The 12490-nt window shown below is 37.9% G+C and carries 13 protein-coding genes and 2 tRNA genes; 7 read left to right on the top strand and 8 right to left on the bottom strand.

Translation table 11 applies throughout. The features are described 5' to 3' along the window. Position 1 precedes the first annotated feature (1 nt). The 5 genes from L0668_RS17740 to lgt all read left to right on the top strand — a co-directional run bounded on the left by L0668_RS17740 (position 2) and on the right by lgt (position 3235). A tRNA-Val gene (locus L0668_RS17740) sits at positions 2-77 on the top strand. Between the two features lie 150 nt (positions 78-227). Next, positions 228-303 (top strand) — tRNA-Val (locus L0668_RS17735). Between the two features lie 212 nt (positions 304-515). Beyond that, a complete protein-coding gene (locus L0668_RS17730) occupies positions 516-2135 on the top strand; it encodes a response regulator (protein WP_235314067.1) in 1620 nt (539 codons plus the stop codon). 7 nt (positions 2136-2142) lie between these two features. Next, positions 2143-2370, top strand: a complete 228-nt coding sequence (locus L0668_RS17725) for a hypothetical protein (RefSeq protein ID WP_235314066.1) — start codon at positions 2143-2145, stop codon at positions 2368-2370. A gap of 88 nt (positions 2371-2458) precedes the next feature. Next, positions 2459-3235, top strand: coding sequence for a prolipoprotein diacylglyceryl transferase (lgt, locus tag L0668_RS17720; protein ID WP_235314065.1), 777 nt, complete (start codon positions 2459-2461; stop codon positions 3233-3235). Here lgt and L0668_RS17715 read toward each other — a convergent pair. Then, entirely contained in the window at positions 3232-3648 is a 417-nt protein-coding gene (locus tag L0668_RS17715; protein ID WP_235314064.1) for a hypothetical protein, read from the bottom strand. The two genes, lgt and L0668_RS17715, sit on opposite strands and share 4 nt — an antisense overlap. Positions 3649-3797: 149 nt before the next feature. Then, on the bottom strand, positions 3798-4736 hold the full coding sequence (locus L0668_RS17710; protein ID WP_235314063.1) for a helix-turn-helix domain-containing protein: 939 nt from the start codon (positions 4734-4736) through the stop codon (positions 3798-3800). A 219-nt stretch (positions 4737-4955) separates the two neighbouring features. On the opposite strand from L0668_RS17710, the gene glgC reads away from it, so the two are divergent. Together glgC and L0668_RS17700 are read left to right on the top strand one after the other, a co-directional pair. After that, positions 4956-6218, top strand: coding sequence for a glucose-1-phosphate adenylyltransferase (glgC, locus tag L0668_RS17705; protein WP_235314062.1), 1263 nt, complete (start codon positions 4956-4958; stop codon positions 6216-6218). A gap of 137 nt (positions 6219-6355) precedes the next feature. Then, the gene (locus L0668_RS17700) at positions 6356-7165 is read left to right on the top strand and encodes an acyl-CoA thioesterase (RefSeq protein WP_235314061.1); all 810 of its coding nucleotides are present in this window, start codon (positions 6356-6358) and stop codon (positions 7163-7165) included. 39 nt (positions 7166-7204) lie between these two features. Here the strand turns inward: L0668_RS17700 and L0668_RS17695 are convergent, their stop codons facing one another. The 6 genes from L0668_RS17695 to L0668_RS17670 form a co-directional block, all read right to left on the bottom strand. Continuing rightward, positions 7205-8050, bottom strand: coding sequence for an HDOD domain-containing protein (locus L0668_RS17695; RefSeq protein ID WP_235314060.1), 846 nt, complete (start codon positions 8048-8050; stop codon positions 7205-7207). A gap of 190 nt (positions 8051-8240) precedes the next feature. Then, positions 8241-9098 carry a 23S rRNA pseudouridine(2605) synthase RluB gene (rluB, locus tag L0668_RS17690; protein ID WP_235314059.1) on the bottom strand — a complete coding sequence of 286 codons (858 nt, stop codon included), beginning with the start codon at positions 9096-9098 and terminating at the stop codon, positions 8241-8243. Beyond that, positions 9098-9808: an SMC-Scp complex subunit ScpB gene (gene scpB / locus L0668_RS17685; protein WP_235314058.1), complete on the bottom strand. Its 711-nt coding sequence runs from the start codon at positions 9806-9808 to the stop codon at positions 9098-9100. The genes rluB and scpB overlap by 1 nt, the downstream gene beginning before the upstream one ends. Then, positions 9801-10706, bottom strand: a complete 906-nt coding sequence (locus tag L0668_RS17680) for a segregation and condensation protein A (protein ID WP_235314057.1) — start codon at positions 10704-10706, stop codon at positions 9801-9803. The genes scpB and L0668_RS17680 overlap by 8 nt, the downstream gene beginning before the upstream one ends. A 14-nt stretch (positions 10707-10720) precedes the next feature. Further along, positions 10721-11341 carry an L-threonylcarbamoyladenylate synthase gene (locus tag L0668_RS17675; protein WP_235314056.1) on the bottom strand — a complete coding sequence of 207 codons (621 nt, stop codon included), beginning with the start codon at positions 11339-11341 and terminating at the stop codon, positions 10721-10723. A 90-nt stretch (positions 11342-11431) separates the two neighbouring features. Beyond that, the gene (locus tag L0668_RS17670; RefSeq protein ID WP_235314055.1) at positions 11432-12277 is read right to left on the bottom strand and encodes a PHP domain-containing protein; all 846 of its coding nucleotides are present in this window, start codon (positions 12275-12277) and stop codon (positions 11432-11434) included. Positions 12278-12490: the final 213 nt, after the last annotated feature.

Here is a 12490-nt window from a genome sequence, read left to right as displayed (position 1 = left end):
TGGACGCTTAGCTCAGTTGGGAGAGCATCGCCCTTACAAGGCGAGGGTCACTGGTTCAAGCCCAGTAGCGTCCACCACTTTCTATATTCATTGATGTTAAATTCAGTGAAGTCAAAAATTCGGACGCTTAGCTCAGTTGAAAAAAGACAGAGCATCGCCGTTCTTAATACAAGAATGGCAAGGGTCACAGGTTCAAGCCCAGTAGCTTAAACCTAGCAACAAAATATGGACGCTTAGCTCAGTTGGGAGAGCATCGCCCTTACAAGGCGAGGGTCACTGGTTCAAGCCCAGTAGCGTCCACCATTTTTCTTAATTCCAAGTTAAATCGTCTGAGTATCGTCGTCCTTTATAAAGCAAAGGCGAGTGCTTAAAGTTCAATTACGTCCAACACTTACTTAATTGATAAAACATCTCCCCCCTGTTTCGTGATCTATTTAATTTATATATTATTTTCTACTTATTATTTTTGTAAAAAATACGATAACCTTTATGTAGACAAGCAATATTGGCAATAAATGAATTCACAACTAGCTAAAAATACCAAAGTTTTAATTGTTGACGACCAAGCTTTAGCTAAAGGGTATATGAAATACTCTTTAGAGGAACTTGGTTTTGGTGATATCACATATGTCGATAAGATAAATTTAGCCCTAACCACCATAAGAAATCAGCGTTTTGATTTAATAATTTGTTCGTATAATTTAAGACGCGAGCAAGACGGTTATTATTTTTATGATGAAATTAAAGCTAATGGCGAGCTTCCCCTTAGCACCGCTTTTGTATTTATTAGTGCTGATACCAATTCTGATCTCGTGCAAAGTATTATCGAGTTGCAACCTGACGACTTTTTAGCAAAACCATTTACAGTAAAAGAGTTAGACCGGCGCTTGAGTAGAGTATTAGGTCGTAAACAGGCGTTAAAAGATATTTATCTATCTATTGAAGTAAATAAATATGACAAAGCTTTATCTCAAGTAGAGCTATTTTTAGCTACTCCAAAGAATGCAGAGTTTTTTCCAATTGCATTAAAAATAAAAGGTGAAATGTTAGCTGCCTCCGGACAGTTTCAGCAAGCCAAAGAGTTTTATCAAGCAATCTTAAAAGTTCAAACTTTTACTTGGGCACAGTTGGGCTTAGTTAACAGTTACCTTAGATTAGATGAAGATGAACAGGCAGAAAAACTAGTTTTACGCCTTGCTTTTAAGGCTGACCACCAATTAGCTGCCTATGACTTATTAACTGCATTACAAATAAAACAAAATGATTTTGACACTGCTCTAGAGTGCGTCATGATGGCCACTGAGATATCGCCAAGAAGTATTCGCAGACATAAAACAGCAATGAATTTATCTCGAATTACCCATGACTATGAAACTCAATTTGAAGCAGCCAAGAAAATAGTCCGATTTGCCAAAAACTCAATTCATGACAAGCCTGAGAATTACTTAAACGTTGCTAGAGCAGGTATTGACTATGCAATGACAACTGATGCCTCTGACACAGACAAATTAATTAAGCAGGCAAAGGAATACGTACGCCAATTTAGACAAGCCTTCCCAAAAGCCGAAATGGATGACCAAATCCAGATAATAAATGCTCGTTTATTGTATTTGGATGATGAAAAAACCAATGCTTTAGCCTTGTTAGACCAATTAGATGAGGGAAACTGGGATAATGACAGTATCGATTCCTTATTGGACAAAGCGAAAATTTTTCACGATTTAGGTCTACATGAACGCTCTCAAGCGATGTTAGAGCAAATTGAAAACCGCTGTAAAGTTGGTTCAGAGCAAGGTGAAATATTTTTACACTACATACATCAAGAAAAAGAAGAAAAGTCGAATATTAAACAAAGCTCGAAAGAATTAAATAACTCAGCCGTCGACTATTATCAAAAGGGCGATGTTGATAATGCTTTGGAGGCATTTACCAAAGCTTTTACTTTAATGCCAAAAAACACTTCTATTGCACTTAATTTATTACAAGTTATCTCTTTAAAGGCTAGCAAATTAGGCTTTAGTAAAACCTCTAAACCCTTGTTAAAAAAATGCATAAAAAATATTGAGAACTCAGTTTTAAATGAAGACCAACAAGAACGTTACCATAAAATACGCATCACGTTAGACGGGGTTTAATTACAAAATGGATGAAGATAAGTCGCACAAACAAACTATTCCAGCCAACGTAAGAGTGTTAATTGCCTTAGTAGCTAGCCCTACTTTAATGGTGATTGGTATGTTGATATACACCATACTATTTATTGGCTGGAAGAACGTGTCCATCAGCATGATTATTTTCTCTACTCTAGGTTTGATTTGTTATTACATAGTTTTCACTGGCAAATTACCTCGTATACCAAAACAAAAATAAATAAAATTTAATCACGTCAACTTTCAAGCATCAGTTACAATAACCCATGTTTTTTCTCAATTATTAACTAAGAGGTAAGGTTATTTAAATGGAATATTTTACTTGGAACATTGATCCAGTATTAGTTTCTTTGTTTGGATTAAAAATCCACTGGTACGGTGCGTTATTTGCTACAGCCATATTGTCTGGTCTGCAAGTAATGAAATGGATATTTAAACAAGAGAACATCAACCTTGAGATACTAGACTCCTTACTAGTGTATTGTGTTGTAGGGATTATTCTGGGTGCTAGATTAGGCCATTGCTTGTTTTATGACCCTGGCTATTATCTAAGCAATCCATTTAAAATACTTGCCATATGGGAAGGTGGTTTAGCCAGTCATGGTGGAGGCCTAGGTGTAATTATTTCTGTTTATTTCTTTCAGAAGAAACATAAACTAAGTTACCTCTGGTTATTGGATAGATTAGCAATTGCCACTGCTTTATTTGGCTTTTTTGTAAGATTTGCTAACTTTATGAACTCTGAGATTATTGGCGTTCAAACCGATGTTAAATGGGCTGTTATTTTTGAACGTATTGATAATCTGCCTAGACACCCGGCGCAACTATATGAATCAGCATCCTACCTTTTAATATTTTTCATTTTGTTCGCACTCTATCGATTCACCAATATAAAACGTTATTCTGGTGCTACTTTAGGGCTTTTCTTAAGTTTAGTATTTAGCGCTAGGTTTTTAATTGAATTTGTAAAAGTAAAACAAGCTGCCTATTCTAGTGAAGTATTAATAAACACTGGACAAATTTTGAGTATCCCTTTCTTTTTAATTGGGCTTTATTTAATTATTAAGTCAGTAAAAAAAGCTTAATCTTTACTCTGTGCAGAGGTGATCTTTTGAATTAGCCACCAAGATGCCTCTGCTTTATCTGAAAAAAAGCGGTATTCACACCCTGCTCTTTGATAAATATCACTTAGGTGGCGCTTGGCAAATTCTGGTGAATTTGAGTCTTCAACCATAATAGCTGTAGCAACTCTCCCCGAATCACATTCAGACCGAATAGATTTAACTAAAAAATCAGCCGCTTCTGGCACATAAATAGGATCACCGTGTAATACAACCAGAGCTCCCCATGGCTCACTTGATAACCCATTGATTAGTTCTGAAAAATTAAGATTGGCTTGAGTAACCGCTTCTAAATTCCAAGGGCCATCACCTTCTACTTCCAAAATTCTATCTTGTATACGAAGTTCAACACTGCCATGTACGGTAAATCGTCCCACTTCTACACCTATATAACTATTCTAAAAAGTCGAATTTTCTTGTATAGCAACAATGTTATCAATGACTTGCATATCCATGCAATTTAATTAAGAGAATATTTTTACGCACTATCTTTTAAGTGTCAATTACAAACAATAACTTACATTTTTTATTGTTGGTTAAATTGAGCTTGATACTGGCTAGGTGCCACACCGACATACTTATTAAAGTTAAACCTCAGAGTAATACCATTCTCATAACCTACTTTCTGAGCTAATTGCTCAACTGATAGGTTTTCACTTTCTAATATCTGTTTGGCTAAATTGACTCTTTGTTGATTTAACCAAGATTTTGGACTGGTGCCCAAAGCACCTTTAAAGTGTCGATCAAAACTTCTCCTTGACATATTAGCTTGAGAAGCCAAATCATTAACTGTTAACGGTTTGTTAATATTTTCAATAGCCCAATCTAAAGTACGACTAAACATACCTTGCTGCTTTACTATTGGTGTCTCGATATATTGAGACTGGCCACCACTTCTATGCGGTGAAATCACTAAACGACGGGCCACTTGATTAGCGACTTTATAACCAAAATCCTGGCGCACAATTTCTAATCCTAAATCTAACGCGGCAGAGCTGCCAGCAGAACAAAATATATTATCATTTTGTACATATAACACATCATCTACATACTCTACATTAGGAAAACGTTGTTTGAAAACTTCAGCATAACGCCAATGTGTAGTGGCTTGTTTAGCCTGTAACAAACCTAATTGAGCCAATAAAAATGCACCTGAACATAAACTTATAATTCTTTTACCTTGCTCAGCGAAAGCGCTAATTTGTTCGGCCATATGTAATCGAATGTTTTTGTCAATCGCACTCCAACTTGGCACAATTAAGGTGTCATAATCACTTAGGGTTTGCACAAGTTTACAAGTAATTTTTATCCCACCAGTAGCCTGAATAGGTAATGGCTCAAAACTGACTATCTCTGTTTTATACCAAGTGTCATACTCTGGTCTTGGCAATGCAAACACCTCAATCGCACATGCTAATTCGAAAGTAGCAACCTTGTTATACGCTAAAATAGCGACTTTATGCATTCATCCCCCTGCCAAAATGGCTATTTATTAACCAAAAAACTATTTCATGCCACCTAAACTTTACCAATTTTTAACATTTTTATCTATTTATCAATTTCAAGCCATTAAGCCAATTGAATTTAGAAACCTCTCGTGTAAACTCATAAGTGAAAAGTGTTAAGAGTTAAGGTTTTATACAAATAAAAATAAGCTGTTTAATTGACATTGGAGCACGGATTTATGGCAAAGCAACCATCTCGCTATATCAGTAATTTAACCCGCGACACATACGCGCTTATATTAGCTGGAGGCAGAGGGTCAAGACTTTATGAACTGACAAATTGGCGAGCGAAACCAGCATTATATTTTGGTGGTAAGTTTCGCATTATCGATTTTCCCCTTTCAAATTGTATCAACTCTGGTATTCGTAACGTAGGCGTCGTTACACAATACAAATCCCATTCTTTAATTCGTCATTTAGTTCGCGGCTGGGGCCATTTTAAAAAAGAACTAGGTGAATCAGTAGAAATACTACCTGCATCCCAACGATATTCAGATCATTGGTATGAAGGAACCGCTGATGCAGTATTTCAAAATATCGATATCATCCGAGATGAGTTACCCAAATTTGTCATGATCCTATCTGGTGATCACATATACCGTATGGATTACGGTAACCTGATAGCTAAACATGATGAATCTGGCGCGAAAATGACTGTATGTTGTATGCCTGTTCCTATTGAAGAAGCAGCTGGTCAGTTCGGTGTAATGACAGTCGATGAAAATTATAGAATTATCGGCTTTGAAGAGAAGCCTGAAAACCCAGCGCCATTGCCAAATGATCCAAGTATGTGTTTAGCCTCTATGGGTAACTACGTGTTTGATACAGAATTTTTATTCGACCAATTAAAACGTGATGCTGAAACATCAGGTTCAGAAAGAGATTTTGGCAAAGACATCATCCCATCTATTATCCAAGATAATGCTGTTTATGCTTATCCATATGGTTCTGATAGTGAAGCAGAAAACTACTGGCGTGATGTTGGTACACTAGATTCCTTTTGGCAAGCTAATATGGAATTAGTGTCACCGAAACCTGCACTAAACCTATATGATAAAAAATGGCCAATTTGGACTTACCAAGAGCAGCTTCCCCCAGCTAAATTTGTGTGGGAAGAAGATAATCGCCGAGGTACGGCTATAAACTCAGTAGTGTCAGGTGGTTGCATCATTTCTGGGGCAACACTGCGAAGAAGTATCTGTTTTTCCAATGTCAGAGTGCATTCTTATAGTGAAGTAGAAGACACTGTGTTATTACCAGACGTAGTAATTGCCAGAAACTGTAGAATTCGCAAAGCCATTATAGATCGTGGGTGTGAAATCCCAGAAGGTACTGTAATCGGGCATAGCCGCGAAGAAGATTTAGCCAGAGGCTTTAGAGTGACTGATAAAGGAGTGGTACTGGTCACACGAGAAATGCTCGGACTAAAAGTCGGTTATTAAATCCACTTTTTAGAAAAAGAGACAAAGCCGCTATTTTAAGCGGCTTTTTATTGTTCTAAATATAGTAACATCAAACCTAGACTAGACATCTGACCAGTTGCTCGGTATAACTATAAAAAAACTGACTAAGCACCTATATGCATATTGACTCACTATTTAACTCTGTTGCTGAACAAATCAGCCCTACCAAAAATACAGCCAAATTAATTATTCCAAGTAGTTGGGGACAAGGGCGTACAGTATATGGCGGCTTATCAGCTTCTTTAGCTTATGTCGCTGCGAAACAGGTAATCTCACCAAACAAGTTATTACGAAGTTTACATACTAGTTTCATAGGCCCTATAAATGTTGATAAAGAGTTAACTATAGAAGTTGAAGTATTAAGAGAAGGTAAAAATGTCACTCAGGTAACGACTAAGGTAATTCAAGGTAATAATACAGCGTTAATAAGCCAAGCTAGTTTTGGGCTAGCTCGCGTATCCAAAATTAAAATTCCTGACTTACATACACATGAAATGACCGAACCAGAAAAACCTAGTTTTTTACCTCATATCCCTAAAGTCACCCCCAAATTTTTACGCCATTACCAATTAGCGAAAGTTAAAGGTGGATTGCCCTTTACAGGTAGAAAGGAGTCAGACATACATGGTTGGATGCGATTTGAAAAACCACCAGCTCACTTTACTGATGCCCATTTAGTATCCCTAATTGATGCTTGGCCACCTACTATTTTACAGATGTTTAAACTACCAAAAATGGCTAGTACTTTAAGCTGGAACCTTGAGTTTATTCATCCACACCTATCTATTGGGGAAAATGAATGGTTCGCATATCAAGCAACCACAAGACAAGCATCAGACGGTTATGTGCATACTGAAGCAAATATTTGGGATGCAAGAAATGAGTTGCTAGCCATCAGTAGACAGGTAGTTACAGTGTTTGGTTAGAAGTTAAATCAGACCTAATTTAACCTTTACATTGACTCATTAAAACATAGCGAAAGATGACGGGCTAAATATAGCCATCGCACTCATTAACTGTAAATTGCTAAAATCTAATGCATTATCTACGCATTCTATCTGCAAACCTAAATCTTCATACATATTTGGAGTAACCCCATCATGTTTAACGTAAAAGTCAGCATATACGTTATTTAGGGCTAATACATAACTCAGCTGTAATATCTTTTGTTCAGGCGTTGTTGCTTCTCTATCAGTGGCATGCGTGGCCGCTACAATTTGAGAAATGTCATCAGGGATCCCCCAGAGTTTCAGCAATTCAGCGGAAATATCAGTGTAGCAAAAACCAAGATTTTTTTTCTGTAGCTCTACAGGTCTCTTATGAGTACTCAACAAAGTGTTTTTTTGTGCAAGATTGGGCGCAACCTGAACGAAAACAAGTTCCCCTATATTATGCAATAACCCGCAAACAAATAGCTTCTCTGGCTCTTTAATACCTATTTCTTCGGCAAAATATTTAGCTAATAACGCACAATTAACCCCAAGCTCCCAAAACTTATCAAGGTCTATCACGTCCTTATTTAAGTCTTTAAATGCATAGGCAACGCCGTAAGCCAAAACTAAATCGTAAACAGACCGAGTGCCTATGACTTGGATCGCCTTACTGACAGTGGTGATAGTACTAGGGAATTTGTATAGTGCGCTATTAGAAATTTTTAACACTTGTGACATTATCGCAGGATCATAATTAATTACCTCTGCAATATCATCCATAGAGGTTGAGTCATCATCAATTAGTTGTTTAATTTTAGTGACAGCCTCTGGCAATACAAACACGTTATCAGCTTTAACCGCGTAATCTTGTACTTTCATGTAAAATTATTCACCTATTCGTTCCTAGAGTTAAAGTGTAATCGATGAATCATAGGAACGCATGCAGAATTATGAAAAAATAGAAAAATTTTAGCCCATGTTGATAAAGCACTGACTTTATTAACCTAAGTCCACTATTCGAATTTAAGGTTACTTCATACACGAGAAAACCATCGCTACGACAAAAATATTAAGAACGTTTTTTATTCGCCTGTTTCACTCTATGTTTTTTCACCGAGCGACGCATTCTGCTCAACTTCACATGGTCTAATTTACCAGGCTCAACTTTGATTAGGGTATTGGTTTCTGCTGGCAACTGGACACTTTTACGTAAACCATTTAAGTCAGGCAAAGTTAACTCTATCCAACCACCTTGAGGTAAACGTTTTTGCAACTCTAATTCACCGTAACGCACTCGAATTAGACGACTAACCTGCACTCCTTGAGATTCCCACAACCGCCTAACTTCGCGATTTCGACCTTCAGACAGACTCACGTTGTACCAAGAGTTGGTGCTTTCTTCATCGCTTGGTTTTTTAACGATATTAGTAAATTTTGCCATGCCATCTTCAAGTTTTACACCATCAGTTAGACGCTTTAACATTTTATCTTCTACTTCACCAAACACACGAACCGAATACTCTCGCTCTACTTCATGTTTTGGATGCATGAGTCGATTTGCCAGTTCACCATCATTAGTAAATAACAATAAACCGCTGGTGTTAATATCTAATCGCCCAACAGCAATCCAACGTCCATTTTTAATGGCCGGTAGGCGATCAAATACAGTTGCACGCCCTTCAGGATCTTTACGGCTACATAACTCACCTTCAGGCTTGTTATACATCAAAACACGGCATATTGGCGAATCATTCTGGGTATTTAGCGGATTGCCATCTACCCTAATTTTATCTGCAGGCTCTACTCTATCGCCCAAAGTAGCAAGTTTACCATTGACAGAAATACGACCTGCTTCGATCCACCTTTCCATCTCGCGACGAGAGCCTACTCCGGCATTGGCTAGGACTTTTTGTAATTTATCACTCATTAATGTAATTGCTCTGGTTCATCTGGAAGATCTGACGCTACCGACATATTCGACGCTCCACTTTTTTCTTCCATATTTAGATTAGATTTAAGCTCTCCGGATTGCTGATTATTAGCCACATCGGAAAGTATATTTAATTGATTATTAGTATTATCTGCGCCTTGATTTGAATCATCTGCCAACAAAAAATCTTCAGCACTAGGTAACTCAGCCAAACTTTTTAACGAAAAGTAATCGAGAAACTCTTTGGTTGTTGCGTACAAAGAAGGCCTGCCCGGCACTTCTTTATGGCCTATCACTTTGATCCAACCTCGTTCAGTTAAAGTCTTCATAATATGACTACTCACAGATACACCACGCACATCTTCTATTTCTCCGCGGGTAATGGGCTGGCGATAGGCAATTAGAGATAATGTTTCTAGCATAGCCCGCGAATACCTAGGGGCTTGTTCATGCCATAATTTACTTAACCAAGGACTTAAACTATCCATAGACTGAAATCGGTAGCCAGATGCCACTTCAACCAATTGAATGCCCCTTGGTTGATAGTCTAAACTTAGTTCAGCCAACACGTCTTTAAGCATTTTTTTACTCACATCTAAACCTTCTAATACTGTGAGTTGTAATTGCTCAAAAGAAATGGCTTGGTCAGCGACAAATATACTGGCCTCAACTAATTGTTTTAATTGATTTCGTGAAATTTTAGCCATTGTTTTGTCCTACTGCTTGGTCCACCAAGTGATGCACTGGGCCACCAAATCTAGCGCTGTTCAAACGCACGTGGATATTACCAAAGACTTGGCCTTGAACTAACTCAATTAGGCTTTCCTTGGTTAATTCTAAAACAGCTAAAAAAGTCACAACCACGCCGGCTTTGCCTTCGTTAGCATAAAATAACTCATCAAAACTAGTGAAGTGTTCACTATTAAGTTTTTCTAATATCAAACTCATGCGCTCACGGGTGGATAAGGTTTCTTTTTCAATATGATGGTGATTAAACGCCTCGGCTCGCTTCATCGCACCTTGAAAGCTCAATACCAATTCTTGCATGCTCACTTTAGGCAAAATTTTAATCGGTTCTACACTTGGTGCAGGTTGAGCAAGGGCATTGAATACATCACGCTCTTGTCTTGGGATATTGTCTAACTCATGTGCCGCTTTTTTGATCCGCTCGTATTCTTTTAAACGGCGGATCAATTCAGCTCTAGGGTCTTCTTCGTCCTCTTCTGCGTCAGGCCTTTTAGGTAACAATAAACGAGATTTTACTTCAGCTAAAATGGCCGCCATTAATAAGTATTCAGCCGCTAATTCAAGCTTTAAGTCTTTCATTAAATCAACATATTCCATGTATTGTTGCGTCACCTGGTAAACCGGTAAATTAACAATATCGAATTTTTGCCGCCGAATAAGATATAAGAGTAAATCTAACGGCCCCTCAAATGCCTCTAAAATTAATTCTAGGGCATCTGGCGGAATGTATAAGTCTTCTGGTTTTTCAATTAAGGCTTGGCCATTTACAAATGCCAACGGCAAGGGTTGCTGTACAGGCTCATTGGCACTTTGACTAGGGAAGTCTGCATCTGAAAAAGAAGAATTATCTGAGGACATAAAATTTAATTAGCTCAAACAAATGGGCTGATATCACCACTACCTTCACGGATAATGGTGTTTTCACCTTCAGACATATCAATCACAGTGGTGGGCTGCTCACCTAAAAAGCCACCATGAATGATCAAACCCACCTGCTTTTCGAGTTTGTCGCGGATTTCATCGGGATCTGACTCAGCCACAATTGCATCAGGTAAAATTAAGGTAGTAGACATCAAAGGCTCACCAAGCTCTTCGAGCAAATCTAAGGCTATTTTGTTATCTGGCACCCGAATTCCTATTGTCCTACGTTTAGGGTTTTGTAAACGCTTGGGTACTTCTTTGGTGGCTTTTAAAATAAAAGTATAAGGACCAGGTGTGTTGTTTTTAATCATACGAAAAGCCGTATTATCGACTCGCGCATACTCTGACAACTCAGACATGTCTTTGCACATCAAAGTAAAGTTATGCTCTTTACTAATATGACGAATACGACAAATCTGCTCTAAAGCTTTTTTGTCGTTCATGTGACAACCGATGGAATAACCTGAATCGGTCGGATAAACAACCACTTCACCACTATGAATTAACTCACAGGCTTGCTTGATTAAACGCGCCTGGGGATTATCCGGATGTATATAAAAAAACTGACTCATATTAAAACTCCAATTCTACTATCCCAGCAGTACCTTGAGTGGGGATTATTGTTTATGTGTGCCGACCATTCTAACGATTAAAACGATCATTTAGTCTATCGACGTTAGTTCCCAATCATGCCATATTGGCACAAGCTGCTCAGGAAGCGAAAGGTTTTTACCTAATTCAGTCCAGCGATTAGGAAAATGAAAATCAGATCCGCTAGAGGCATATAAATCATGCTCTTGTGCCATATCAGCCAGCAACTTTTTGCGCTCTGGCGTTAGGTGGGAATGAATCACTTCCATTCCGTCTCCACCTGCCTGTGCAAATTCCGCAACCAAACGTCTAAGCCATTTAGTCGTCATATCGTAATGACCAGGGTGGGCCAATACTGCTTTGCCACCCGCTTCTTGTATCCAAGTGACAGCTTCTTGAATACTTATCCATTTAGGCTTTACATGGGCTCGTTTGCCTTTACCTAAATATTTTTTAAACACTGAATCAAAATCATTCACTACTTTTCGCTGCACTAATACTCGGGCAAAATGAGCACGAGTGAGTTGTCCTACTCCTGCTAATTCTTTGGCCTCACTTAGCACATTTTCAATACCCGCTTTGGCTAGTTTGTCAGACATTTGTTGGGCTCTTCTATCTCGCTCTTGGCTTTGTTGCTCGAGGCGCTCTAAAAAAACAGGATCATTGTGATCTACATTTAAACCCAAAATATGAATATCAAAATTATGCCAAGAGGTAGATATTTCTACCCCAGGTAGAATTTGCATCTGCCTTTTTTGTTGAGCCTGATAGAGCAAAGCTTCATCAATCCCGTTCACAGTATCGTGATCAGTTATCGACAATACATTCACTTGCATATTATGCGCACGATCAATTAACTCCTTCGGAGACAAGTGCCCGTCTGAGTAATGAGTATGGCTATGTAGGTCGATTTTCATTGTTTAAATAATTTCTTATGTTGAGTAAGTCATTTCTTATATTAATTGTGTTATTTCTTATATCATTAATTTTTATATCTAGAAGCAATTTGTGTATTGACACAGACGCGTTTTTGTTTTCTTCTATAGGCACAATATTGTTGTGAATAAACGTATTATACGCTTTCGTAAGTGTTATTTCACAATTAACTCAGAAATTTTAGTTAGATAAAG

The organism is Paraglaciecola algarum (assembly GCF_021532655.1).
In the GTDB taxonomy this organism is placed as follows: domain Bacteria; phylum Pseudomonadota; class Gammaproteobacteria; order Enterobacterales; family Alteromonadaceae; genus Paraglaciecola; species Paraglaciecola algarum.
The sequence above is the reverse complement of the archived record's forward strand: the minus strand, read 5'-3'. Positions and strand labels throughout refer to the sequence as shown.

Coding starts and splice junctions, on each gene's coding strand:
- L0668_RS17730 (WP_235314067.1), top strand. CDS start 516: ATGAATTCACAACTAGCTAAAAATACCAAAGTTTTAATTGTTGACGAC.
- L0668_RS17725 (WP_235314066.1), top strand. CDS start 2,143: ATGGATGAAGATAAGTCGCACAAACAAACTATTCCAGCCAACGTAAGA.
- lgt (WP_235314065.1), top strand. CDS start 2,459: ATGGAATATTTTACTTGGAACATTGATCCAGTATTAGTTTCTTTGTTT.
- L0668_RS17710 (WP_235314063.1), bottom strand. CDS start 4,736: ATGCATAAAGTCGCTATTTTAGCGTATAACAAGGTTGCTACTTTCGAA.
- glgC (WP_235314062.1), top strand. CDS start 4,956: ATGGCAAAGCAACCATCTCGCTATATCAGTAATTTAACCCGCGACACA.
- L0668_RS17700 (WP_235314061.1), top strand. CDS start 6,356: ATGCATATTGACTCACTATTTAACTCTGTTGCTGAACAAATCAGCCCT.
- L0668_RS17695 (WP_235314060.1), bottom strand. CDS start 8,050: ATGAAAGTACAAGATTACGCGGTTAAAGCTGATAACGTGTTTGTATTG.
- rluB (WP_235314059.1), bottom strand. CDS start 9,098: ATGAGTGATAAATTACAAAAAGTCCTAGCCAATGCCGGAGTAGGCTCT.
- scpB (WP_235314058.1), bottom strand. CDS start 9,808: ATGGCTAAAATTTCACGAAATCAATTAAAACAATTAGTTGAGGCCAGT.
- L0668_RS17680 (WP_235314057.1), bottom strand. CDS start 10,706: ATGTCCTCAGATAATTCTTCTTTTTCAGATGCAGACTTCCCTAGTCAA.
- L0668_RS17675 (WP_235314056.1), bottom strand. CDS start 11,341: ATGAGTCAGTTTTTTTATATACATCCGGATAATCCCCAGGCGCGTTTA.
- L0668_RS17670 (WP_235314055.1), bottom strand. CDS start 12,277: ATGAAAATCGACCTACATAGCCATACTCATTACTCAGACGGGCACTTG.